Origin of the sequence: Butyrivibrio sp. AE3009 (genome assembly GCF_000420845.1) — a bacterium.
Classification (GTDB): domain Bacteria; phylum Bacillota; class Clostridia; order Lachnospirales; family Lachnospiraceae; genus Butyrivibrio.
Genome location: NZ_ATVS01000010.1, coordinates 46,539 through 72,923 on the forward strand (window position 1 = coordinate 46,539; position 26,385 = coordinate 72,923).

General features: G+C 44.6%; 23 protein-coding genes. 21 read left to right on the plus strand and 2 right to left on the minus strand.

The genetic code is table 11. The features are described 5' to 3' along the window. Window positions 1-47 precede the first annotated feature (47 nt). The 15 genes from rpoC (at window position 48) to G588_RS0107195 (ending at window position 15,725) form a co-directional block, all read left to right on the plus strand. On the plus strand, window positions 48-3,776 hold the full coding sequence (gene rpoC, locus G588_RS0107120; protein WP_051139918.1) for a DNA-directed RNA polymerase subunit beta': 3,729 nt from the start codon (window positions 48-50) through the stop codon (window positions 3,774-3,776). 206 nt (window positions 3,777-3,982) lie between these two features. Further along, on the plus strand, window positions 3,983-4,405 hold the full coding sequence (rpsL, locus tag G588_RS0107125) for a 30S ribosomal protein S12 (protein WP_022770014.1): 423 nt from the start codon (window positions 3,983-3,985) through the stop codon (window positions 4,403-4,405). A gap of 180 nt (window positions 4,406-4,585) precedes the next feature. Further along, a complete protein-coding gene (rpsG, locus tag G588_RS0107130) occupies window positions 4,586-5,056 on the plus strand; it encodes a 30S ribosomal protein S7 (protein WP_026516618.1) in 471 nt (156 codons plus the stop codon). Between the two features lie 57 nt (window positions 5,057-5,113). Beyond that, entirely contained in the window at window positions 5,114-7,231 is a 2,118-nt protein-coding gene (fusA, locus tag G588_RS0107135; protein ID WP_022778068.1) for an elongation factor G, read from the plus strand. Between the two features lie 137 nt (window positions 7,232-7,368). Further along, entirely contained in the window at window positions 7,369-8,559 is a 1,191-nt protein-coding gene (gene tuf, locus G588_RS0107140; RefSeq protein ID WP_022778069.1) for an elongation factor Tu, read from the plus strand. Between the two features lie 366 nt (window positions 8,560-8,925). Continuing rightward, window positions 8,926-9,390 carry an HIT family protein gene (locus G588_RS0107145; RefSeq protein WP_022778070.1) on the plus strand — a complete coding sequence of 155 codons (465 nt, stop codon included), beginning with the start codon at window positions 8,926-8,928 and terminating at the stop codon, window positions 9,388-9,390. Window positions 9,391-9,424: 34 nt separating this feature from the next. Next, window positions 9,425-9,577 (plus strand): hypothetical protein, encoded by a 153-nt coding sequence (locus tag G588_RS22445; protein WP_022778071.1) that lies wholly within the window; start codon window positions 9,425-9,427, stop codon window positions 9,575-9,577. Between the two features lie 336 nt (window positions 9,578-9,913). After that, window positions 9,914-10,471, plus strand: coding sequence for a sce7726 family protein (locus tag G588_RS0107155; RefSeq protein WP_022778072.1), 558 nt, complete (start codon window positions 9,914-9,916; stop codon window positions 10,469-10,471). A 71-nt stretch (window positions 10,472-10,542) separates the two neighbouring features. Beyond that, window positions 10,543-11,469 carry a GNAT family N-acetyltransferase gene (locus G588_RS21400; protein WP_022778073.1) on the plus strand — a complete coding sequence of 309 codons (927 nt, stop codon included), beginning with the start codon at window positions 10,543-10,545 and terminating at the stop codon, window positions 11,467-11,469. A gap of 123 nt (window positions 11,470-11,592) precedes the next feature. After that, a complete protein-coding gene (locus G588_RS0107170) occupies window positions 11,593-12,378 on the plus strand; it encodes a hypothetical protein (RefSeq protein WP_022778074.1) in 786 nt (261 codons plus the stop codon). Between the two features lie 180 nt (window positions 12,379-12,558). Then, window positions 12,559-13,023 carry an 8-oxo-dGTP diphosphatase gene (locus G588_RS0107175; protein WP_022778075.1) on the plus strand — a complete coding sequence of 155 codons (465 nt, stop codon included), beginning with the start codon at window positions 12,559-12,561 and terminating at the stop codon, window positions 13,021-13,023. Between the two features lie 23 nt (window positions 13,024-13,046). Then, on the plus strand, window positions 13,047-13,373 hold the full coding sequence (locus G588_RS0107180) for a MazG nucleotide pyrophosphohydrolase domain-containing protein (protein WP_022778076.1): 327 nt from the start codon (window positions 13,047-13,049) through the stop codon (window positions 13,371-13,373). Window positions 13,374-13,376: 3 nt separating this feature from the next. Further along, entirely contained in the window at window positions 13,377-13,934 is a 558-nt protein-coding gene (locus G588_RS0107185) for a histidine phosphatase family protein (protein ID WP_196804961.1), read from the plus strand. Between the two features lie 208 nt (window positions 13,935-14,142). Beyond that, window positions 14,143-14,706 (plus strand): NUDIX hydrolase, encoded by a 564-nt coding sequence (locus tag G588_RS0107190; protein WP_022778078.1) that lies wholly within the window; start codon window positions 14,143-14,145, stop codon window positions 14,704-14,706. A gap of 203 nt (window positions 14,707-14,909) precedes the next feature. After that, complete coding sequence (locus G588_RS0107195) at window positions 14,910-15,725, plus strand: MBL fold metallo-hydrolase (RefSeq protein WP_022778079.1); 816 nt, start codon at window positions 14,910-14,912, stop codon at window positions 15,723-15,725. Here G588_RS0107195 and G588_RS0107200 read toward each other — a convergent pair. Beyond that, window positions 15,718-16,422, minus strand: a complete 705-nt coding sequence (locus G588_RS0107200) for a GAF domain-containing protein (RefSeq protein WP_022778080.1) — start codon at window positions 16,420-16,422, stop codon at window positions 15,718-15,720. The genes G588_RS0107195 and G588_RS0107200 overlap by 8 nt on opposite strands. Before the next feature lie 83 nt (window positions 16,423-16,505). On the opposite strand from G588_RS0107200, the gene G588_RS0107205 reads away from it, so the two are divergent. The 6 genes from G588_RS0107205 to G588_RS0107230 all read left to right on the plus strand — a co-directional run bounded on the left by G588_RS0107205 (window position 16,506) and on the right by G588_RS0107230 (window position 25,117). Further along, entirely contained in the window at window positions 16,506-19,646 is a 3,141-nt protein-coding gene (locus G588_RS0107205; RefSeq protein ID WP_155830764.1) for an InlB B-repeat-containing protein, read from the plus strand. Window positions 19,647-19,741: 95 nt separating this feature from the next. Next, entirely contained in the window at window positions 19,742-20,800 is a 1,059-nt protein-coding gene (locus G588_RS0107210) for an NHL repeat-containing protein (protein ID WP_196804962.1), read from the plus strand. Continuing rightward, window positions 20,790-22,604 carry a CHASE2 domain-containing protein gene (locus tag G588_RS19520; RefSeq protein ID WP_022778083.1) on the plus strand — a complete coding sequence of 605 codons (1,815 nt, stop codon included), beginning with the start codon at window positions 20,790-20,792 and terminating at the stop codon, window positions 22,602-22,604. Before G588_RS0107210 ends, G588_RS19520 begins: the two co-directional genes overlap by 11 nt. 119 nt (window positions 22,605-22,723) lie before the next feature. After that, complete coding sequence (locus tag G588_RS0107220; protein WP_022778084.1) at window positions 22,724-22,939, plus strand: hypothetical protein; 216 nt, start codon at window positions 22,724-22,726, stop codon at window positions 22,937-22,939. Window positions 22,940-22,948: 9 nt separating this feature from the next. Continuing rightward, the gene (locus tag G588_RS0107225; RefSeq protein ID WP_022778085.1) at window positions 22,949-24,187 is read left to right on the plus strand and encodes a bacterial transcriptional activator domain-containing protein; all 1,239 of its coding nucleotides are present in this window, start codon (window positions 22,949-22,951) and stop codon (window positions 24,185-24,187) included. 195 nt (window positions 24,188-24,382) lie between these two features. Beyond that, window positions 24,383-25,117 (plus strand): GTP pyrophosphokinase, encoded by a 735-nt coding sequence (locus G588_RS0107230; RefSeq protein WP_022778086.1) that lies wholly within the window; start codon window positions 24,383-24,385, stop codon window positions 25,115-25,117. Window positions 25,118-25,218: 101 nt separating this feature from the next. Here G588_RS0107230 and G588_RS0107235 read toward each other — a convergent pair whose 3' ends face one another. Then, on the minus strand, window positions 25,219-26,088 hold the full coding sequence (locus G588_RS0107235; RefSeq protein WP_022778087.1) for a class I SAM-dependent methyltransferase: 870 nt from the start codon (window positions 26,086-26,088) through the stop codon (window positions 25,219-25,221). Window positions 26,089-26,385: the final 297 nt, after the last annotated feature.

Below are 26,385 nucleotides of genomic sequence, written 5' to 3' on the forward strand. Positions count from 1 at the left end.
GTAACTATTAACGCACAGAAAAGAGGTTACGAATGTCTGATTCAACTATGAATAAAGCAATAAATGAAGCTTCAAGCGGAAGATCTACTCAGCAGCAGACTTATCAGCCCATGACTTTTGACTCCATCAAGATCGGCCTTGCTTCTCCTGAGAAGATCAGAAGCTGGGCTCACAGAATTGATAATGATCCACACAGTGGAGAGGTTACTAAGCCTGAGACAATCAACTACAGAACACTTAAGCCTGAGAGAGACGGTCTGTTCTGCGAGAAGATATTTGGACCTACCAAGGACTGGGAATGTCACTGTGGTAAGTATAAGAAGATTAGATATAAGGGTGTTGTCTGCGACCGTTGCGGCGTAGAGATCACCAAGTCAAGTGTACGTCGTGAGAGAATGGGATACATCGAGCTTGCTGCTCCTGTATCACATATCTGGTACTTCAAGGGAATTCCCAGCAGAATGGGTCTTATCCTTGACCTCTCTCCCCGTGTACTTGAGAAGGTTCTTTACTTTGCATCATACATCGTACTTGATCCCGGAGAGACCAACCTTGAGTACAAGCAGGTTCTTTCTGAGAAAGAGTATCAGGATGCAAGAGAAGAGTGGGGCGGAAGATTCCGCGCCGGAATGGGAGCTGAGTCTATCAAAGAGCTCCTTCATGATATCGACCTTGAAGCTGAGTACAAGGAGTTAAAAGAAGGTCTTGATACCTCCAGCGGACAGAAGAGAGCAAGAATCATCAAGAGACTCGAAGTTGTAGAAGCCTTCAGAGAGTCAGGAAACCTTCCTGAATGGATGATCATGGATTGCATCCCGGTTATTCCTCCGGATCTTCGTCCTATGGTACAGCTTGATGGTGGACGTTTTGCTACATCAGATCTTAACGATCTTTACAGAAGAATTATCAACAGAAACAACCGACTTAAGAGACTTATCGATCTCGGTGCGCCGGACATCATCGTTCGCAACGAGAAGAGAATGCTCCAGGAGGCTGTTGATGCCCTTATCGATAACGGCAGAAGAGGAAGACCTGTAACAGGACCCGGTAACAGAGCACTTAAGTCACTTTCAGACATGCTCAAGGGTAAGTCAGGACGTTTCCGTCAGAACCTTCTTGGTAAGCGTGTAGACTACTCAGGACGTTCAGTTATCGTCGTAGGACCTGAACTTAAGATTTATCAGTGCGGCCTTCCTAAGGAAATGGCTATTGAGCTGTTCAAGCCTTTTGTTATGAAAGAGCTTGTTTCCAGAGGAATCTCACAGAATATCAAGAATGCTAAGAAGCTCGTTGAGAGACTTGACGAGCAGGTATGGGACGTACTTGAAGATGTTATCAAGGAGCATCCTGTTATGCTTAACCGTGCTCCCACACTTCACAGACTTGGTATTCAGGCATTTGAGCCCATCCTTGTAGAAGGTAAAGCTATTAAGCTTCATCCTCTTGTATGTACACCTTTCAACGCCGACTTCGACGGTGACCAGATGGCTGTACACCTTCCTCTGTCAGTAGAGGCACAGGCTGAGTGCAGATTCCTTATGCTTGCACCCAACAACCTGCTTAAGCCTTCAGACGGTGGTCCGGTTAACGTTCCTACACAGGATATGGTACTTGGTATCTACTATCTTACACAGGAGAGACCCGGAGCCCTTGGAGAGGGCAAGTTCTTCAAGAGTGTTGACGAGGCAATTCTTGCTTATGAGAACGGCTACCTCACACTCCAGACAAGAATCAAGATCAGAATGGACAGAACAACTCCCGATGGAGAGATTGTTAACGGTATCGTAGAGTCCACTCTCGGAAGATTCCTCTTTAATGAGATCATCCCTCAGGATCTTGGATTTGTAGACAGAAGCAACCCTGAGAACTACTTCAAGCTTGAGGTAGACTTCATGGTTGGTAAGAAGCAGCTTAAGAATATCGTAACTGCTATGATAAATACCCACGGAACATTTGCTACAGCAGAAGTTCTGGATAAGATCAAATCAACAGGTTATCACTACTCAACACGTGCTGCCATGACCGTTTCTATCGCAGACATGACCGTGCCTAAGCAGAAGCAGGAAATGCTCGACGAAGCACAGGCAACAGTTGATAGAATCGCAGCTAACTACCGTCGTGGTCTTATTACCGACGAAGAGCGTTATCGTGCGGTTGTTGATACCTGGATGGAGACAGATAAACAGCTTACAGAAGAATTGCTTAAGGGACTTGATAAGTACAACAACATCTACATGATGGCTGACTCCGGTGCCCGTGGTAGTAACCAGCAGATCAAGCAGCTGGCCGGTATGCGTGGACTTATGGCCGACACAACCGGACGTACCATCGAGCTTCCTATCAAGTCAAACTTCCGTGAAGGTCTTGACGTACTGGAGTACTTCATGTCAGCTCACGGAGCTCGTAAGGGACTGTCAGATACAGCTCTTCGTACTGCCGACTCAGGATACCTTACACGTCGAATGGTAGACGTATCACAGGAACTTATCATCCGTGACATCGACTGCTGTGCAGACAAGGAAGTTATCCCCGGAATGACCGTTAAGGCATTCATGGACGGCAAGGAAACTATCGAGCCTTTGAAGGACAGAATTACAGGAAGATATTCCTGCGAGACTATCAAGGATAAAGATGGAAATGTGATCGTTAAGAAGAACCACATGATCACACCTTCACGTGCTGCTAAGATCCTTTCAGTTGGTGTTAACGCAAAGGGTCAGCCTATTGAAGCTGTTAAGATCCGTACAATACTTACCTGCCGTTCACACAACGGTATCTGCGCTAAGTGCTACGGTGCAAACATGGCAACAGGTGAGGCTGTTCAGGTCGGCGAGGCAGTTGGTATCATCGCTGCTCAGTCAATCGGTGAGCCCGGAACACAGCTTACAATGAGAACCTTCCATACCGGTGGTGTTGCCGGTGGCGATATCACACAGGGTCTTCCCCGTGTAGAGGAGCTTTTCGAGGCAAGAAAGCCTAAGGGACTTGCCATCATCTCCGAGCTTGATGGAAAGGTTGAGATCAGAGATACAAAGAAGAAACGTGAAGTAATCGTTACCAACGATGAGACCGGAGAGTCTAAGGCATACCTTATTCCTTACGGATCACGTATCAAGGTTCAGGACGGCGTAACAATTGAAGCCGGTGATGAACTTACAGAAGGTTCAGTTAACCCTCATGATCTTCTTAAGATCAAGGGAATCAGAGCCGTTCAGGACTATCTCCTTAGAGAGGTTCAGAGAGTATATCGTCTGCAGGGTGTTGATATCTGCGATAAGCATATCGAAGTTATCGTTCGTCAGATGCTTAAGAAAGTAAGAATCGACGAGAGCGGCGATACAGATTTCCTTCCCGGAACTCTTGTAGATGTTCTTGATTTCGAGGACAGCAACGAAGAACTTATCTCTGACGGCAAGAAGCCCGCTGAAGGCAAGCAGGTAATCCTTGGTATCACCAAGGCAGCCCTTGCTACCAACTCATTCCTTTCAGCTGCTTCCTTCCAGGAGACAACCAAGGTTCTTACAGATGCAGCTATCAAGGGTAAGGTTGATCCACTTATCGGTCTTAAGGAAAACGTTATTATCGGTAAGCTGATTCCTGCCGGAACAGGTATGAAGAGATACAGAAACACAGCTCTTAATACCGACGCTAACTTCAAGGATCCTGATAAGCTTATTCTCAAGAAGAGAAGAAACTTCGATGATGATTTCATCAGTGAGGACGAGGACATCGATCTTGTTGATGATGAAGTAGTTGTTACCGACGACGAGGAATAATTATTATTCGCATGATTTGGGTACATATTAATGAAAAATTTAGTTGACAACCCAAATGTTAGTATTTATAATTCATAATTGCGTGTATCGACAAAGGGGTGAAATTATGCCCCTTTGTTGTATGCATATATAACTATATGCTCTGAAACAGGGCATATATGAGCGTTTTATGCTCAAGTTTTTTATCAAAATAGGAGGTAAGAAGAATGCCAACATTTAACCAGTTAGTTAGAAAGGGTCGTCAGACATCTGTTAAGAAGTCTACAGCACCTGCTCTTCAGAAGGGTTTCAACTCTCTTCACAAGAAGGCAACTGCTACAGCTTCTCCTCAGAAGCGTGGTGTCTGCACAGCTGTTAAGACAGCTACACCTAAGAAGCCTAACTCTGCTCTGAGAAAAATCGCCAGAGTACGTCTTTCTAACGGTATTGAGGTAACAAGCTACATTCCTGGTGAGGGACACAACCTTCAGGAGCACAGCGTTGTTCTCATCCGTGGTGGAAGAGTTAAGGATCTGCCTGGTACAAGATACCACATCATCAGAGGTACTCTTGATACAGCAGGCGTAGCCGACAGAAAACAGGCTCGTTCTAAGTATGGCGCTAAGAGACCTAAGGCAGCCAAGAAGTAATTAATTATTTAATTACAGAACTATTAACAGTACTAATTTAATAAGTGTTGGGATTCTGTTCTATTCTATAAATATAGTAATTAGTTAGAAAACCGCACGAACACTAATTAGTGAGTACCGATGATTGTAGTAAGCAGTGATTTTATTACTATCATTGCAATTCTAAAGGAGGGAAGAACCGTGCCGCGTAAAGGACATATTGTAAAACGTGACGTATTAGCGGATCCTTTATACGATAACAAGGTTGTAACCAAGCTTGTCAACACAGTTATGCTTGATGGCAAGAAGGGTGTTGCTCAGAAGATCGTATACGGAGCATTCGCACAGGTAGAGGAGAAGGCTGGTAAGCCTGCTCTTGAAATATTCGAGGGAGCTATGAACAACATCATGCCCGCTCTCGAAGTAAAAGCTAGACGTATTGGTGGTGCTACTTACCAGGTTCCTATCGAGGTAAGACCTGATAGACGTCAGGCTCTTGCACTTCGTTGGCTTGTAAACTTTTCACGTGCAAGAGGCGAGAAGACTATGGTTGACAGACTCGCTTCTGAGATTATGGATGCATACAATAACACTGGTGCAGCTGTAAAGAGAAAAGAAGACATGCACAAGATGGCAGAAGCAAACAAGGCATTCTCACACTACAGATTCTAATCTGTACTTGGGAATTATCAGGTTAAGCTTCATTTAATAATTTAGGAGGAAGAACCTTTGGCTGAGAGACAATACCCATTGGAGAGAACCAGAAACATTGGTATCATGGCTCATATCGATGCAGGAAAGACTACTCTTACTGAGCGTATTCTTTACTATACCGGTGTTAACTATAAGATTGGTGAGACCTACGAAGGAACTGCTACCATGGACTACATGGCTCAGGAGCAGGAGAGAGGTATCACAATCACATCCGCAGCTACAACTTGCCACTGGACACTTCAGGAAAACGGAAAGACAAAGCCCGGCGCTTTAGAGCACCGTATCAACATCATTGATACACCCGGTCACGTTGACTTTACCGTTGAGGTTGAGCGTTCACTTCGTGTACTTGATGGCGCCGTAGGCGTATTCAGTGCGAAGGAAGGCGTTGAGCCTCAGTCTGAGAACGTTTGGCGTCAGGCTGACGGATTTAATGTTCCTCGTATGGCATTCATCAACAAGATGGATATCATTGGAGCAAACTATTTCGGAGCTGTTGAGCAGATTCGCAATAGACTTAAGAAAAATGCTATTATGATCGAGATTCCTATCGGAGCTGAGGATCAGTTCATGGGAGTTATAGATCTTTTCGAGATGCAGGCTTACATCTATAACGGTGATAAGGGCGAGGATGTTCAGATTGGTGAGATTCCTGCTGACCTCAAGGATGATGCTGAGCTTTATCACTCAGAGCTCGTTGAGAAGATCTGCGATCTTGATGAGGACCTTATGATGCAGTACCTTGAGGGTGAAGAGCCGTCAGTTGCTGACCTTAAGGCAGCTCTTCGTAAGGCTACATGTGAGTGTAAGGCATTCCCTGTTTGCTGTGGTTCAGCCCACAAGAACAGAGGTATCCAGAAGCTTATCGATGCTGTTATCGAATTCATGCCTTCACCTCTTGATATCCCTGCTTGTAAGGGAACAGATATGGATGGCAACGAGATTGAGGTTGAGTCAACAGATGATGGCCCCTTCGCAGCTCTCGCATTCAAGATTGTCAGCGATCCTTTCGTAGGAAAGCTTGCATTCTTCCGTGTATATCGTGGTACAGCTAATTCCGGATCTTATGTACTTAACAGTACAAAGGATAGCAAGGAACGTCTTGGACGTATCCTTCAGATGCACGCTAACAAGCGTTCAGACCTTGAGAAGGTTTATTCAGGTGATATCGCGGCAGCTGTTGGTCTTAAGAACACAGTTACAGGTGATACACTCTGTGATGAGAAGAACCCTGTAATCCTTGAGTCTATGGAGTTCCCTGATCCCGTTATCGAGCTTGCTATCGAGCCTAAGACTAAGGCTGGTCAGCAGAAGCTTGATGAGGCTCTTATGAAGCTCGCTGAAGAGGATCCTACCTTCAGAGCTCATACAAACCCTGAGACAGGTCAGACCATCATCGCTGGTATGGGTGAGCTTCACCTTGATATCATCGTTGACAGACTTCTTAGAGAGTACAAGGTTGAGGCTAACGTTGGTGCTCCTCAGGTTGCTTACAGAGAAGCTATCACAAAGGCTGTAGACGTTGAGTCTAAGTATGCTAAGCAGTCCGGTGGACGTGGTCAGTACGGTCACTGTAAGGTTCGTTTCGAGCCCATGGATGCTAACGGAGATAATCTTTACCAGTTCGATAGCGAAGTTGTCGGCGGTGCTATTCCTAAGGAATTCATCCAGCCTATCAGCGAAGGTATCGAGGAGGCTATGAAGGCCGGAACTCTTGGTGGATATCCTGTTGTTGGTGTTCATGCTACAGTTTATGATGGATCATACCATGAGGTTGACTCATCAGAAATGGCATTCCACATCGCTGGATCTATGGCATTCAAGGATGCTATGCAGAAGGGTGCACCTGTTCTTCTTGAGCCTATCATGAAGGTTGAGGTTACTATGCCTGAGGAGTACATGGGGGACGTTATCGGTGACGTTAACTCTCGTCGTGGACAGGTTGAAGGTATGGACGACCTTGGCGGTGGTAAGATCGTTAGAGCACATGTACCGCTTGCAGAGATGTTCGGATATGCAACAGACCTTCGTTCCAGAACACAGGGACGTGGTAACTACTCAATGTTCTTCGAGAAGTATGCTCCTGTTCCGAAGAACGTTCAGGAAAAAGTCCTTTCTAACAAGGGCAACTGATAAAAAAGTAAATGTGAGCCGCTTAAATCAAGCAAAATGCTTGATTTAGTGGCAAACATTTAATATAATCGATATAGTCGGTTAAATTATGTATGAAAATGTTTAAGTAACATTTCACTTAAGGAGGATTTTTAGAAATGGCAAAAGCTAAGTTTGACAGAACCAAACCGCACGTTAACATTGGTACAATCGGACACGTTGACCATGGTAAGACAACTCTTACAGCTGCTATCACAGCAGTACTTGCTGACAGAGGATTCAGCCCTGCAGTAGCATTCGATCAGATCGATAAGGCTCCTGAAGAGAAGGAAAGAGGAATCACAATCAACTCTGCTCACATCGAGTACGAGACAGAGCACAGACACTATGCTCACGTTGACTGCCCTGGCCACGCTGACTATGTAAAGAACATGATCACTGGTGCAGCTCAGATGGATGGATCAATCCTCGTTGTTGCTGCTACTGATGGTGTTATGGCTCAGACAAAGGAGCACGTTCTTCTTGCTCGTCAGGTAGGCGTTCCTTACATCATCGTATTCATGAACAAGTGCGATATGGTTGATGATCCTGAGCTTCTTGACCTCGTTGAGATGGAGATCAGAGACCTTCTTACAGAGTATGAGTTCCCTGGAGATGACACACCTATCATCCGTGGTTCAGCTCTTAAGGCTCTTGAGGATCCTAAGTCCGAGTGGGGTGAGAAGATCATCGAGCTCATGAACACAGTTGATGAGTATATCCCTGAACCTACTCGTGAGACAGATAAGCCTTTCCTTATGCCTGTTGAGGACGTATTCACAATCACAGGACGTGGAACAGTTGCTACTGGTAGAGTAGAGAGAGGTCACCTTAACCTCAACGACGAAATCGAAATCGTTGGAATCAAGGAAGAGACATCTAAGTCAGTATGTACTGGTATCGAGATGTTCAGAAAGACTATGGATTACTGCGAGGCTGGTGACAACGTTGGTCTTCTTCTTCGTGGTGTTGACCGTGATGGAATCCAGAGAGGTCAGGTTATCACAAAGCCCGGCACAGTAACTTGCCACAAGAAGTTCACTGCTGAGGTTTACGTTCTTACTAAGGACGAGGGTGGCCGTCATACACCTTTCTTCACAAACTACAGACCTCAGTTCTATTTCAGAACAACTGACGTTACAGGTGTCTGCAACCTCCCTGATGGTGTTGAGATGTGCATGCCTGGTGACCACGTAACAATGTCTATCGAGCTTATTCACCCTATCGCTATGGAGCAGGGTCTTAAGTTCGCTATCCGTGAGGGTGGACGTACAGTTGGATCAGGTAAGGTTGCTACAATCGTTGAGTAATTCTTATCGGATTGCATAAACACTGAATTCAAAGAGCTTCAAGCCTTGTGCTTGAGGCTCTTTTTTTATTTGTTTTTAAAAGCGGAAAATGGTAATATTCTATTAAGGAGAAGGCAAACGCCTTCTGGGCTGGTCGAAAGACCCGGGTCCACCAACAAGCGGGTAAGACACCCGCTTTTTCTATGGGGTTAAAAGGAGCTTGATACACCAATCTGGAGTATCAGAACTAACTCCTTTTATACAAAAATGGGACACTCGGAAGTAAGACGTGATGATGATTTCATTTATTATTCTAAACAACGATGAACTATTTAGCCCCGGTGTAAGGAGGACTAATGCTTAAGAAAGCAAAAGTGGAGGACGCTATTGAGTAACTGTGAGTGGTGTAATCTATCTGATGAAGATAAAAAATACACATTGTATGAGGATGAGTACTGGGCGGCATATCTTGCTGATGAACAGGATTACATTGGAAGGTGTATTCTTGTACTGAAGAGGCATGTAGGCACTTTGTCAGAGCTTAGTGAGGATGAGTGGACTGATTTGCGGCTAATTATTCAAAGGATAGAATCCTGCTTGAAGGCAATTCTTGGAGCAGATCTATGTAACTGGACATGTCTTCTGAATAACTTCTACAAAGATGATAATCCAAATCCGCATGTTCATTTGCATTGTCGACCAAGATACAGTAAGCCGGTAGTAATTGGTGACAACAGTTATATCGATGAAGAGTTTGCTCATCATTATGCTTTGAAGAAGCCTAGTAAGATTACTGATGAGGATAAGCAAAATATATATGTCAGGATGAAAGAATTCTTATCTTTAAATTGATAACATTATAATAAAATAGTAATGGAGGCTTGGTATGCTTGAATTAAAGGGGATAAACACAGATGCAGAAAAAGAATGGAAATTTGTCAGGGATATGCCGGTAGATGAAAACGGGCTGACTAATTTGATGTCAGGGGATCATAATAAAAACAAAAGAGTTGGTCTGATGCATACGAATTACTTCTAGAGCCAACCAATAATATGCATTTCATAGGCTAAGCTGAGCAGAACGGGACTGTTACAGAGCGTACATGCATATGAAAGTGTATCTAATAAGGACTTTAGTATGCAGGATGTGACCGGGGAGAGCTTGGGGAGAGAATCGAGAAAGGCGGAAAGCATATGAAGAGGAAGAAAATTGAAGTTTTCATATGCATAAGTGAGTGAAAAACTTAAAATATAAGAGATTTAGCCATCTGCAAGGCATATTAAAAGATGCATTTAACTTGATCTCGTATGTCTCAGGCATAAATCAAGAAGCAGTTTAGTGGTTGGATAGAGATTGTAATGAGGTATTTGAGTTATGCTCCGTGATGCGGATATAAGAGATGGTCTGTGCGACTATCTTGAAATAAAATATGGAAAGATACGCTTCTTTGAAGAGCTCACAATGGGCAGATCAAGAGCAGATATAGTCATGGTTACAGATCAGGGGCTGTATGGCATAGAGATTAAGAGCGATGCGGATACCTATGAAAGGCTTACTAGGCAGGTCAGGGACTACGACAGATTTTTTGACTATAACTATGTTGTCGTGGGAAGCAGCCATGCAGGGCATATAAGGGAGCATGTTCCGGACCATTGGGGAATCATTACTGTTGAAGATGACGGTGGAAAGCTCGACTGCTACGAGATGCGTATGCCCCAGCGCAGTCCAAAGGTAAAGCTGAACAACCAGATGGGACTGCTGTGGAGGAGTGAACTTGCCGTATTGCAAGAGAAGAATGGTCTGTACAAGTACTCTGATAAGAGTAAGATGTATCGCAAGAAGTATCTTATAGCAAGCGTGGATAAGGAACTACTTAGAAAGCAGATGTTGGAAGTCCTTTTTGAGAGGGATTACTCTATTTTTGAGGACTAGGTAAGATATTTCTGAATGATTTACTCTATAAAAGTATTGAATAAGTGTTTGTTGGGAGGATGTAGGCATAAATGATAACTATAAAAGAATCAACATACGAGGATATCAAGAATATACAGAGCCTCTGGGCAGATGAAGATGTTATGAAATACATCTGGCCGGGAGGATTACAGGAGACAGAAGAGGGTGTACGGCAGTGGCTGGATAGATTTATAGATTCCAGACCAATGCAAAATCACTATTCAATATTTGAAGATGGCAAATACTGCGGCGAGACTCAGTATCGCATAGATGAGGCAACTAAAAATGCATCATTAGACATCAAGCTGTTTAAATTTGCAAGGGGCCGTGGGATCGCAAAGCAGGCACTGCTTAATTCTATCGTGGAAGCGTTCGAACATGGGGCTGAAAACCTGTGGGTTGATCCACATCCATCCAATGTTAAAGCGCTAAATCTGTACCGTAGGCTGGGGTTCGTACAGAAAGAAATGCCGGAGTATGTTATCGCTATGGGAGAAGATCCTGCGGTTTATACCTATATGGAACTTCGTAAAAATGATTTTTATAATAAGTTTGAAAAGTCTTGTGGCGCGATAGTTTATACGGTTGAAGACGGGACAATTAAATATCTTCTTGTAGAAGAAATGAGCGGATTCCATAGTTTTCCCAAAGGACATATGGAAGAAGGCGAGACAGAAAAAGATACTGCTCTTCGTGAAATAAAAGAAGAAACAGATCTTGATGTTAAGCTTTGTACTGACTTTAGAGAAAGCGAGTTGTACCGGCTTTCGGAAAAACCTGGCATAACAAAGCAGGTTGTGTATTACCTTGCTGAATATAAAGATACATGTCCGCACATCGTAAGACCAAACGAGGTCAGGTCTCTCAAGAGCCTTAGCCTGGAAGAAGCTATTAATGTTTTAGAGTATGACAACAAAAAAGAGATGCTTAAAAAGGCTGATAGCTATATTATGAGTAAGGCAGAGGCGCACCTATAAATAATTAAAGGATAATGCCGATATAATAGATAGCAATGGAAATGCGTGTCTTTTCAATGGATTGACCATCCTTGAAGGGGCACGTTTTTTATTTCTTGGAAACACTTTTTATCCGGAGGCAATATGGGAATAACGGCAATATCGAATGATTATCTGATGGGATCGTATAAGTCTTCTTTAGAAAAAGAGAATACTAAAGGCGCAGAAGGCGTAGGAAGTTTTGGCCGGACACTTAAGGCTGAAACTGAAAAGAAATGCCCCTACAGCTTTTTGGCGAAGGATGGTGTCATACAGTATAAAGGAGTAACTTTCGTCTGCGACTACGAGCAGAATGCTATAACTCTGGGAAATATGTATGAAAAAGAAAAGGTGCTGAAAATAGCCCTTCCAAGCGGTGGCAGCCTTCATGTGAACGTAGATAATATCGATACTTTGGCAAAGGCAGCAGGCATGTTTACGCCCGAGGATCTCAAGGCCATTATGCGTGCAATTTCTGAATATAATCACTGCACCAGGAAACGCATGGAGATGGAGGAGGAAAAAACTGAAACCGCGGAGGAGGCAGCTGCAGAGTCAGAAACTCCGGATGCTGAAAAAGAATCTGAGATAGAGCCTGAGACTGTTAAAACGACTTTGACGGAGCAGATCAGTGCTTTCAGAATGGAGCTTTTTGAAAAGCTGATAAATAATGAGACTGAGGTCAAAATTCAGATAGGTAGCCAGGAAATGAGTGTTAAGGAATGGGATAAGCTCATGGACAGGATTGATAAAGAGCTTGAGAATGTGCATGAGGCCCTCCTTGAGAAAGAGGAGAAGCAGGAGGAGAAGGATCAGGAGGAACGGATAAGAAAACTTTTTGAAGAGAGAAACGCATATGAAGAAACATATACTGCTTATCTGGAGGCTTAAGGGGAAGCATATTGCGATCAGAAGGTTGCTGACAATGACACAATAAATATTATTATTTAACGGGTTTCAGGCATAATGCTTGGAACCCTTTTGTTATGGGCATTTTGAATACAAATTAAATGACAAACCCTTGCCCGGACAGTATAATTTGAGTGTTGATGCAAAGGAGACGGGGAGTATATGGGTAGAACAGAAATTGCAGAAATAACAGTTCTTTGTCTTATTTCAGACGGGGACAAAGTGCTGCTTCAAAATAGAATCAAAGAGGACTGGAAAGGCTATACTCTTCCGGGAGGTCACGTGGAGCCCGGGGAGTCTTTTGTTGATGCGGTTATTCGAGAGATGAAAGAGGAAACGGGGCTGGACATAAAGAATCCAAGGCTGGCGGGAGTCAAGCAGTTTCCAATAATAGATGGTGGAAAGGAAAATGGAAGATACATAGTATTTCTTTTCAAAACAAGCGAGTTTAGTGGAGAGGTGATATCTTCATCCGAAGGTAAGATGGAGTGGGTTGAATACAGCAAACTGGAGGAATTAGACACCGTGAATGACCTGGAAGAACTATTGGAAGTCATCAATAATCCTGAGCATACAGAGTTCCAATACCTGGTGGATGGAGATAACTGGACGGTATCGATTAAATGAGATTTTTGAGGAGGGGAAGAACAATGTCTGATTTTGGTATTAATGAAATGCTTGAGATGCAAAGGACTTTGCAGGAGAGGTACAAAGATAAGTGGGAAGGCATTTCTCCTGAGGTTGGTAAAAACAAGCTTTTATGGATGATCGGTGAAGTTGGGGAAGTGATTGATATTGTAAAAAAGTATGGGTCGGAGTCCTGTGATGTAGATCATCCGGAGCGAGAACATCTGGTGGAAGAACTTGCAGATGTATTAATGTATTATAACGACGTTTTGCTCTGCTACGGAATATCTGCAGAGGAATTGAAAGAAACCTATACAAGCAAGTTTGAAAAGAATATGACGCGTTGGTGATATTTGGACGGAATTGATTATATGAGAATAGTTGTAACTAGACATGGAAAAGTACTTCATGACTGGAAAAAGTGGTGTACATCGGCTGAGTTTGATGAGCAGTGTTCATTGTATGATAAGGCTCCGATTGATGTAGCAGTTGATAAAGGGGTAGAAGATGCTCAAACAGTGTACATAAGCACTCTTGATAGAACATTTCAGACTGCTGAGGCTATATTTGGCAAAAGAGATTTCAAGAGAACGTCGTTGATAAATGAGGTTCCGCTTCGCTCTGGTTTTGATACAGCGGTCAAAATGCCTCTATGGTTTTGGAATGTGTTGGGGAGGTTGCAGTGGCTGACTGGAATCAAGAGGCAACCTGAGATTAAGGCACATACCACTATAAGAGCAGAGCAATTTGTAAAACAGATTATCAAGAGTAATGAAGATTGTGCAATAGTCACACATGGTTTTTTCATGCACACATTGATCAAGGCACTGAGAAAAGAAGGCTTCACGGCAGACAAAAATCGTGTGGAATACAGGAATGGGGAAGCAATTGTACTAAGGCGCGATGATTAAAGGGGATTTGTAGGTGATATGAGAAAAGACATTTTAGGGAATAAGTAAGCTGAGAGACATTTCTTCATATGCAAGAGAAAATGCCACAGGAGCAGAGAGGGCCGCTGTGATTGAGGCAGCAGGACAGGTTCGGGAATACTTTATGAAACATAAGCTGTGACAGTTAAATAATGTCAGGCAAAAGATGATCATTATATAGGAGGCAGCAATGAGTAACAACACAAAAGAATCAGACAAGATGCCAAAGAGACTGGAGCGAACCACCATTTATGAAAGCGACTACGTTTGCCTTTACACAGACAAAGTAGAACTTCCCAGCGGGCAGATAATAGATAAGTATCATCAGATCCACTATCCCCATGAGGCTGTAAGCATCGTGATCTTTAATGAGAAGAATGAGATCCTTATGATCCACGAGAAAAGGTATACAGTGGGAAGACTGGAGTGGGAGATTCCCGCTGGGCGTGTCGAGGACGGAGAATCAAAAGAAGATGCAGCCAGGCGCGAGGCCATGGAGGAGACCGGTTGTACTCTGAAGGACTTACAATTTCTCTGCTCTCATAATCCTGCCAACGGAATGGCTGATAATGTCCTGCACGTTTTTGGCGCCAAGGTAGACACAGAAAGCAGCATTCTGGACGTGGATGAAGTGGCAGAAAAAGTGTGGATGCCCATAGATGAAGTCAAAACGCTCCTTAGAGAAAACCGCACTATGGACGGCGTTTCAATACTGGCAATCCTGTTTGCCCTTGAGTTTTACAACTACAATTAAGATAAGGCGGAATGTATATGAACAATTTACTGTAGAACATATAAGCAGGCGTTGGTGATAATTTCACTGATGCCTGCTTTTTCGTATAAAAATTTATAATATTTTAATAAAATAAAGGGTGCCAACCTATACCTGTTAAAGGGATAATAGTAAGTAGAATCAGATGTTTATGCCAAACTAAACGGGGAAAGGAGGAAGCGGCAATGGCGGGATCGCCTTTTTCCCTGACGATACTGGGAGCCAGAGGCTCTGTTCCGGTAAGCGGAAGTGAATATATCAAATACGGCGGAGCTACCTCCTGCTACATGCTGGAGGCGGGAAACCAGGTGGTTTTCCTGGACGCCGGTACAGGGATAATCGATGCGCCAAGTCTTGATGACAAGGAAGGCATCTATGTTGTCATGTCCCATCCCCATCTTGACCATATTATCGGACTTCCCTTTTTCCCTGAATTATCCAAAAAGGACAGGAAGATAACACTATATGGGAGACAGGCAAACGGCAGGTCCATAGAGGCCCAGATAGAAAAAGCCTATTCACCGCCCTATTGGCCTCTGACCATCGCGGAATACCCTTCCAACTTCGTATACGTGGATCTGGAGCTTCCGCTGTCCATATTAAACGGAAGGGACGTGATCCTTATAGAAGGCATGGAAGTAAGGCACCCCGGAGGGTGTCTGGCCCTTTCAGTGACCTACGAGGGTAAAAAAGTTGTGTATGTCACGGACTGTGAGATAGGAGAGAGCCTCTCCGACAGATTGGTCCGTTTCAGCAAAAAAGCTGATGTACTTCTGTGCGACGCACAATATACATCAGCTGAATATGAGAACAGAAAAGGCTTTGGCCACTCCACGCCGGAGATGGCGATTGAGCTGTACAAGGCCAGTGAGGCAGGTAGGCTCCTTTTGATCCATCACGATCCCAAACACAGAGACAGTGATCTGGAGAAACTTGAGGCAGAAATAGGTGATAAAAACATCGCCTTTGCAAGAAGCGGAATGAGAATTGAGATCACTTGATGCTCTTGGTGTGCCAGCCGGAGGTCCCGGATTTCTTCTGGGCTTTTTTACCAATGCCGCCGGCTTTGGCCTTTGGTTTGGAGGACCTGGACTTACCGGAAGAATCATTTTCTTCGGAATCTTCCTTCTTGGTGAGTTCTGCCAGCTGTCCCTTTAGCTTGAGATTTTCCAGATACAGAGCGGTTATGGAAGCCACTGCGCTGACCCGCATCTCCTGTTCCTGGGTAAAAGGTATCCACATGCCATACTTATCCTTGGCATTAATGAGCTGCAGAACGCCCATTACCTCGCCGTTACCTACCAGCATTGGCACAACCAGCATTGAGCAGGTGCGGTAATTGTTCATTGCATCGTAGTTGCGGGTGCCGGTGAAATCAAACTCCTTGGATACGTAGACATCTTTGAGATTAAGTCTCTTTTTGGTGATGGCGGAGTAGGCGCAGGCGTACTGTTTCTGCATAGGTACCGGCGGAATATCCAGAGAACCGGCCTGATAATTCATGGCGATGCTCTTGGATATGGTGTAGATATATCTGAACATGAGCTTGTTGTCCTCGATGGTGTAGATGGTACCTCCATCACAGTTGCCAATCAGCATTGATTCCTTAAGGGCCACCTCAAAGAGAACATCCTGGTCCACGGGTCGGGACATAAGTGTTGTCAGGGTTACAAGACGATCAAGATTGTATCCGCTCATAGATTAGTACCTTTCTCAGGCAGAGCCTTATTCTAAATAACGTTCATATATTAACAATTATATCATCTTGGAGAGAAAAAGTATTGAGACTTTACAGGAAGTTAATGAAGGCCGGGATTCCCTATGTGGCCATCTCCATATTGCTGCTGCTTAACTGTCTTTTCGCATCCTCGCTGTATACGAGGGCTGAAGAGATTGTTTCTGATGCAGCAAGCGTCATAAGACTTTCCAGGATTGAGGGCACGGTCGAGGTAAGTGACAGCGCGGGAAAAGAAATTAAGGCTACCGACAACATGCGCCTTTTTACCGGCAATCATATCACTACAGCATCCCGTAGCTTCGCTTATTTCAAACTTGATGAATCCAAGGCTGTCAAACTGGACTCTGTAAGTGAGGCAGAGATCAGGAAGAACGGCAAGAAACTGGAAGTTCTCCTTGCTTCGGGAGGGCTCTATTTTGATGTCTCCAAGCCCCTTGCAGAGGATGAGACCCTGAATATCAAGACCTCAAATATGATCATGGGTATCAGAGGAACCAATGCGGATGTTACCATAGTTGATCATAGTCATGTGGTGATCAATCTATATACCGGAAGACTTGTCTGTACTGTGACCAACACCAGGACCAATGAGACCACAACCCTTGAGCTGGAGCCAGGGCAGAGCGGTACTTTTGCAGTCGCAGAAACCGGCATTACAGGTGAGATTGATGAGACAGGCGAGGAAGATAAGTCAGATAAAGGCGACGATAAGGCAGGATTGTCGGTCAGCGCAGAGGTTGGAGATATTGATCTTGATGATGTTAAGGGCTATGTCCTTATGGCTATTATTGAGGCGGGAAGATCTGAGGAGATAAAAGAAACCAGCGGAATTGACGTAGGAAGCATCCCGTTGGAGGAAATAGAGCAAAGGATACAGGAAGACGAGGCGGTCAAAGAAGAACTTATTGCCAGAGTCGAAGAAGAGGAGCGGGTTCAGGAGCAGAATGTCTCCAAGGATAATGTATGGGAGATCAATCCGGATACCGAGGATACTGAGAATAATTCGGAGGACGTTCCGGAGAGAGAATCTGAGAGTGGCAGGGGAACAGGCACAGGTTCTGTTGGTACAGCTACCAGTGCTTCAAATGTTCAGATTCCTGCAGGAATCGGAGTGCCAACAGGTATAGGTGGTAACGGCGGGAATGCAGGAAACACCGATAACGGTAATGGCGGCGGCGCAGGCGGCGGAGACAATTCCGGCAATGAGCAGCCCTCCGACAATACAGACAGTGGAGGGAACGATAATAACGATGACAATAATAACAATGACAATAATGATGACAAAAATGACGATGATAAAAAAGAAGACGATAAGACAGAAAAAACCTACAAGATAACCGTAGCTACAGCAGAGAACGGCAGCGTAAGTGTGGATAAGAGTTCTGCCACGAAGGGCGCTACCGTTAATATTACAGCAACTCCGGCTGAGGGATATGAGGTTGATTCTGTTTCCGTAACCGGAGTAAGCGTATCCGGAAGCGGCAGCAGTTACTCTTTTACCATGCCTGCAAAAGATGTTACCGTTACCGTGACCTTCAGGGCAATACAGGAACAGACCTACAGTATATCAGTATCATCGGGAAGAGGTGGAAGCGCAGCAGCTTCTGCCGGTAGTGCCAAAAAGGGTGAGCGGATCACAATAACCTGCTCGCCGAACGATGGATATGAAACGGAATCCGTAACTGCTACAAGTTCTGATGGAAGTGTCTCCGTATCGGGAAGCAAAAACAGTTATTCCTTTACCATGCCTGCGGGCGATGTTACAGTCTCCGTATCTTTCAGTAAAAAGCCTGAGACAACTTACAGCATCTCTGTATCTGCAGGAACCGGTGGAAGCGCCACTGCATCAGCAAGCAGCGCAAGTCAGGGAACCAATGTGACCATATCCTGTGTACCGGCAGAAGGCTATGAAGTTGATAGCGTGACTGCTTCCGGTCCTTCAGGTAGTGTGAGCGTAAGCGGAAGCGGCAACAGTTATTCCTTCACTATGCCCGCCGGAAACGTCAGCGTCAGCGTAACCTTTAAGCTTTTGCCTGCTACAACCTACAGCATTACTATTGGAAGTCTTGAACATGGTAGTATATCGCTTGGAACCACATCAGCTGCAGAAGGAGATACTGTGTCATTTACCCTTGCTCCTGACAGCGGCTATAAGGTTGATACCGTATCTGTTACAGATGCGGATGGCAGTGCAGTGGCTGTATCCGGAAGTGATAACAGCAGATCGTTTACAATGCCCGGGAAAAACGTGACTGTCAGCGCCACATTTGTATTGGAAGTGGTAACGCATACCATTACATACCAGTTTAATCATGATGGTGTTGCTACGGTAAGCGGACCTGACAGCGCAACGCAGGGAGCTTCAGTAGAGGTTACTGTGACTATTAATGTCGGAGCAAACTATGTCTTTAAGAAGGCGGAGATTATGGCAGAGGGCGAGAGTACAAAGACTCGCAATACCTCCACATTTACTTTTGTGATGCCTGATAAGGACGTAACGGTGAGCATCACACTTGAGGAAAATCAGGCACATACTGTGACATTAGCGACAGATGGGATGCAATTCTCTGATAATACAGGCCCTACTAAGCAGTATGCTAAGGATGAGACTGTGGAAGTATATGGACAATTACAAAAGAACGATGGGGCAGGACTTACTCTTTTAACAGATATTAAATACAGTGGATCAACAACGCCTGAAACAAGCTTGGCATTACGACTGGCATATCATGGTGACCAAAACCATGTTTCAACCTGGTTTACAATGCCGGATGAGGATGTGACGGTAATCGCAGAATATTTGACCGGGCTCTATAAGTGCCCGCGGCAGCAAATGGAACTGAATGACAATGGCAGTACCATAGGCAGAGTAAGAATACAGTATTCTGATTATGCATCCTATCCTTTTGAAATAGAGGGTTATAACTATGCGCAAAGCGGAAGAACAATGTATATCAGTATATCCGGTCTGGATTCAAGTAAATTTGATTCCCTGAAAAGTAGCAATACAGCTATCACCATTTCCTGTCAGGGGGGCTCGTCTGTTACTGTAACTATTCCGGATGATAACTACGGACCGCCTATCAGTTTCATGATGCCGTCGGATGATATACAATCGATCACTATAAAGCTGACAGAAAAGGATGGAACTACCATTCATACGATGACTGTAACTACTCCGTAACGATTCGGAAAATATCAGATAATGCATAAAGGTATGAAACAGGAAAATACATGAATATGAGTCACATGAAGCCTAACTTAATATTGCTGATTGCGATGTTGCTTGTACTATCCGGCTGTGAAAGTGATACTGAGAAGACTGATACGCCAACATCAGAGCAGGTAGCGGAGTATGCTGCGAGCGAAAGCGCGCCTGAAGAAGCCGCTGCTATGCAAGAGGAGAAAACAACCGGTGCATATGAGCCCGGGATTGAGTATCCGCCTCTTGATTTCTCTCTTCTACCTGAGTACCTAAGCCCCTGCGGCTTTGCTCTCGACGGTGATGCTCTTCTTATAACCGACAGCTATTCCAAAAAAATCTGGAGGCTTAGCCCTGAAGGAGCGGAAGTATACGCCGGAGACGACACCACTTTGGACATCTATGGCGAGCCTCTCGGAGGATATAATGATGCGGACGCAGATGCCTCTTTTTTCAGAATGCCCTGGGCAATATCTCCTTTTCTTGAAGGATATGTGGTATCGGATACTGACAATAATGCACTGCGGCTGATAAGAGAAGGCAGAGTGGAAACGGTAAATGCTGCAATGGATGGTGAGAGCGGTGGTAAGCAGGGAGCTGTCTATAATCATCCTACCGGTCTTGCTACAGATGATGCCGGTAATATCTATGTGTCTGACACCAATGAAGGCAAAATAGCGGTTATTAACTTTATCGGTGAGTACCATGTTTTCCTGGACAATCTGAACAGTCCTATGGGCCTTGCATATCACGACGGTTACCTATATATAGCTGAGACCGGAAATAACAGGATTCTTCGGGCACAGATAGGCGATCCTTACCGGGATGAGCATGAATCGGAGATCGTGGCAGGTTCCGGAGAAGTGGGAGATAGCGATGGGGAGGCATTACAGGCTTCTTTTTCATCGCCGATGGGAATTGCAGCCCCTGATGATGGAAGCCTATTTGTCGCTGATTCTGTAAATGGCAGACTAAGGAGGATCAGTGACGGACAGGTTACAACGATAGATGTAACAGATCCGGCTGCTTCTGAGGTAGAACTTACAACACCTGTGGGCATCTGCATCAGAGGAAAAGAGATATATGTAGCCGACAACTTTGGCAGAAGAATATTTGTGATTCCTTATGAAGAATAAAAAGAAAACGGATAAGCTCCTGAAAAACATAATTGCCCTTCTCGTGGCTGCGGCCTTCACTCTGGTGGCAGCATCCGGGCTTCTTGATGCCTGGGATAATACCGTGAGTGATGTGCTGTATCAGAGGCGGCAGGCTACAGACGGTGAGATACTTGTGCTGGGCATCGACAGAAAAGCACTGGAGGAATTGGGACCAATGCCCTGGCCAAGGAGCGTTATGGCGGATGTCATATCTATCCTGAACAGCGCTGAGGAGAAGCCTTCTGTGATCGCAATCGATGTCCTCTATATAGGAGAGAGTGCTGACTCGGATAGCGATGCTTATCTGGCTGCGGCCGCAGAGAATGGCAGAAATGTAGTCACTGCCTCAGCAGCATCTTTTGGAAGTGACATAGTTGTATCAGACAGCAGTTTTTTGGTGGATAAAAGGAGTGTTCAGGCCTACGACAGACCCTATGAGGCTCTTGAAAACGTCACGGCAACCGGCCACATCAATACAATGGCCGATGCTGACGGTGTTATCCGTCATGCTCTTTTATATGTAGATGTTCCGGAATCTGGGAGGGTACAGTCCTTTTCAAGAACCATTTATGAAAAATACTGTGAGGCCGAAAATCTTGAACCGGCGCCTTCACCTACAACAAAGGATGGATTTTTCTATATTCCATATACTGGAAAAAGCGGAGCCTACTACGACTATATTTCCGTGGCGGATATCTGTGATGGAAGCATTCCGCCGGACTTTTTTGCCGGGAAAATAGTTCTTATAGGGCCCTATGCACCGGGACTTCAGGACGAATACCGGACCTCTATAGATCACGCAGTTCCAATCTACGGAGTTGAGATTCAGGCTAACCTCGTGGATGCCTTCAGAAGGGGCTTTTTCCCTCAGGAGGCTTCGCAGAATCTCCAGCTTGTCGCCTTGTTTATCATCAGCTTTTTTATGCTTCTGTTTTTCTATGACAGAAAAATACTTCAGGCTTTGGCAGGGGAAGTGCTGGTATGCCTATTAGCACTTCTTATATGCCATGTTCTCTATATGAAGGGCGGTGTGGTGCTTCATGTTCTGTGGATACCGCTTTTTGTCAGCGTACTTTTTGTGGTGTCGGTGGCTCTTAATTATATCGGAGCCCAGCGGGAAAGGCGCATGGTTGAGAACACCTTTGGCCATTATGTGGATCCCGCAGTCATGAAACAGCTCCTTGAACAGGGAACATCAGCCTTGGAGCTGGGAGGCAAGATCTATGATATAGCAGTCCTTTTTGTCGATATCAGAGGTTTTACGACTATGAGCGAGACCCTTGATCCGCCAACGGTTGTGGAGATCATCAATTCTTATCTGACCCTCACTACGCAGTGTATTATGAAAAATCACGGAACTTTGGATAAGTTCGTGGGAGACTGTACCATGGCATTCTGGAATGCGCCTGTTCCCCAGGAGGATTCAGTGTATCTGGCATGCTGCGCCGCAATGGACATGGTGGAGGGCTCCAAAGCCCTTGGCGAAGAGCTTCAGAGGCGGTTTGGCAGAAGTGTTTCTTTTGGTATCGGTGTTAACTGGGGACCCGCTGTTGTAGGAAATATCGGTGCTCCGCATCGTATGGATTATACTGCCATTGGTGACACCGTCAATACAGCTGCTCGTCTGGAAGCCAACGCCCCCGGAGGTACAATCCTTATATCAAGGGCTGTTGCGGATATGCTGGGGGACAGGGCGAAGGTCACATCCCTTGGTGATAGCATTAAGCTTAAGGGAAAGGCGGAAGGATATGAGATTCTTACCCTGGATGAACTGGTAAGATAATACAATCCGCGACAAAAAAATACTATTTCACGACAAAATTTGTTTGTGAAATAATATTTCGTGCTATATTAGACTCGTAAGATAGACGAATAGTCTGCGATTATTTATGAGGGAACGGGATGGATAGTAACATGTATGATGAAAGTGGCCTGCTCATTGTGAAGGAGAATCACTGCTGCGAGCACTTGGAGCCTGATGATGGGGTTCTGGTTCCGATGAAAGAGTGCTGGTGTTGCAAGTGGTCTAACTTTCGGAATGAGATCAAGAATTCTTCAAGTGAATGCTTTAGCGTTTGTAATTATGTGGGCAATGCAAAAGAAGCAGTAACCAGGTGAGGAACTCATATGGAGAACACGGGGACGAAAATAAAACTACATATACAGCTGTTTGGCGGGCTTGCGATTTCTTATGAGGGGAAGAACATATCGATCGGCAAGAATAAGACAGCCAAATACATACAGCTTTTAGAGATAGTCTGGCTTAGCGGACGAAAGGGAATACCCAAGGATACTCTCATCAACATCCTCTACGACAGAGAAGAACAGTCCAATATCAGCAACAGCTTCAACAATCTGATCTATCAGATGCACAAGCAGCTGAAGAAATCCGGACTTCCTGACAGCGACTATATCGTGAACAGAGACGGAATCTTTTTCCCTGATGACAATGTGGAGATTGATTCTGATGCGGTCAGGTTCACAGAGTGTGTGGAGAGTGCCAGGAACTGCAATGACAATACCACGGAGATAATCCTTTACAAGCAGGCTTTTGACCTGTATGTATCGGAGCTCCTTCCTGAGATATCCACGCAGGAGTGGGTCATTATGAAGAGCGTTCAGTTCCAGAAGATGTATTCAGAGTGCGTCGTATCACTGGGCAACTATTATCAGAAACGCAAGGATTATGATGCCATGTACCGCGTATACAAGAAGGCGGCGGAGCTGTATCCGGATGATGAGTGGCAGGTTGGAGAGATCAATGCGCTGATAGGCATGGAGGCATACAAGGATGCCTATGCTATTTATAACGAGACTGTCAGGTACTACACTGATGAGCTTGGTATTACTCCCAGTAACGATCTTCTTGAGTGCTATGACAAGATGAGCAGGAAGATCACCAACTCTCCAAACGAGATACTTCAGATAAGAGATGACATCCTTGAACACAGGGAGAGCGTTGTTACAAGTGATGAAGGCGCCTATGACGTATCCTATCCCAGCTTTATCGATGCTTATCACATCCTTAGCAGGAACATGGAGAGAAGCGGGCAGTCGGTATTCATGATGTTACTTACTCTTGTTGATTATGAGGGTAAAAAGATATCCAATCAGGCCAAGCTTGAAGCAAGGAGCAAACTCCTTCAGCAGGCTATATCCGATACTCTTCGTCAGGGCGATACTTACTGTAAGTACTCGGCATCCCAGTATCTGGTCCTTCTTGTGGGAACCAGCAAGGAGAGCTGCAAGATAGTATTTCGAAGGGTCCTGAACAAGCTCAAGGTTCTGGCAGGACCCAGAACAGAGCTGGAATACAGCGTTGTATCTCTGGCAGAGCTTCCCGACAAGCTGGCGGAGGCAAAGTAACAGCCACAGCTTTTAATATGATTTACAAGATTCTTTTCGGGGGAAAAGGATATTCTTATGAGAATTCCGCAGGCGCCTTGTGCGCTCTGCGGAATTTTGGGCGTTATAGAAAAGCTTTATATTTCGTTCACAGAATTTTAAAGGAATATTGATATACTATACATAGAAGAATCAGGCAGAAAGGAAGTGAAGTCTATGGCAGTTAAACACCAGGACTACTCCAAAGTCGATTTCGCAGCGATTGCGGGCGGCGTAGACAAGATGATTGAAAGCGATTCTATAACTCAGACAGATATAGAGAATATCCTTAAGATCAAGGATCAGGTAAGAGAATTTCAGGTTCTTATGATGAAATACGAATGTGCTTTATCAGAAGTAAGGACCAAGTTTGATGTACTTAACAAGGAATTATCAGTCATAACCAACAGAAATCCCATCGAGTCTATCAAGATGAGGATCAAGACTCCCGTCAGTATCTATAACAAGCTTAGCAATAAGGGCGTTGATTTCACTCTTGAGAACATCAACGATCAGCTCTCCGACATAGCCGGTATCAGAGTAATCTGTTCCTTTGTAGATGATATCTACATGCTGGCGGAATGTCTTCAGAACCAGGACGATATAACGGTATTACAGAAAAAGGACTATATCAAGAAACCTAAGAAGAGCGGTTACAGAAGCCTTCATCTTATAATTCAGATACCTATATTCCTTACCGACAGGAAGGAATACATGAAGGTAGAGGTTCAGTTCAGAACCATAGCAATGGATTTCTGGGCAAGTCTTGAACATAAGATGAAATACAAGAAGAATATCGAGAACCAGGATGTTATAGTTGATGACTTAAAATTCAGTGCAGACCTTATCAATCAGCTGGATCGCAGAATGCAACAGATCAGAGAGCGGATTGATGCAAGCGAAGATAAGTGATAGGTTTGGAAATAATACAGCTTTCATAATCATGTCATGAGTAAGAGCCGGAAGGAACAACCTTCCGGCTCTTTTGTCTTAATTTATTAATAATGTATGCATCAGTCATTTATTGCAGTCCAGCGTCCGCTTGCGCCGCAGGGAAGCACAAGACCGTTGCCCTTAACGGGAAGTCCGATCTCATCAGCTTCAACTGTGCCCTTATGAATGGGATCAAGGACAGTGTGAAGCATATAAGAAAGAACAGCCGGCTGCAGGCCTGTTGTGTATGAATTAATCAGGAAGAACAGCGGCTTATCTGATAAAAGCTGAGAAGATAGCTTGATGAAAGGGAAAACCGATTCTTCAATCTTCCAGATCTCACCCTTGGGACCTCTTCCGTAGGAAGGAGGATCCATGATGATTCCGTCGTACTTGTTGCCGCGTCTTATTTCTCTTTCAACGAATTTTACACAGTCATCAACAAGATACCTGATGGGGGCATCGCCAAGACCTGAGGACGCAGCATTCTCTTTTGCCCAGGCTACCATGCCCTTGGCTGCGTCAACGTGAGTTACACTGGCACCTGCCTTGGCAGCTGATACTGTAGCACCGCCGGTATAGGCGAAAAGGTTAAGAACCTTGATCGGGCGATCAGCTTCATTTATTAATGAAGAGAACCAATCCCAATTGGCTGCCTGCTCAGGGAAAAGGCCTGTGTGCTTGAAACTGAAGGGCTTAAGGTTAAAGGTAAGTTCCTTATAATTAATGGACCATTCTTCGGGGAGATTCTTGAACTCCCATTCACCGCCGCCCTTGTTGGAGCGATGGTAGTGGCCGTTCCATTTCTTCCAGCCGAAGTGCTTTTTGTCTGTGTTCCATATTACCTGGGGGTCCGGTCTTACAAGAAGGTAGTCACCCCATCTCTCAAGCTTCTCACCTGAGGAGGTGTCGATAACCTCATAGTCTTTCCATCCGTCTGCAATCCACATATGTTTCTCCTTATAAATGTCTATGGACAATAAATATTTTATAATTGTTTACTTATTGATAATGGTTATTTACTTATATTAATGATAGTATCAGTAAAATGCGCATTTTAAAATAGGAAAAAGCGCAGGATGTATTCTACTACCGAAGGAGCTGCCGGAGTAGTGTGAATTTCCAATATGATAAAAAACATCAAGAAAAACAAGCGAAAAACACCTAATATGCGAAAAAAGAGATTAATTTTAAAAAAGGTGTTGCATTAAATACCAAAATGTTTTATACTCATAAACGCTGTGACA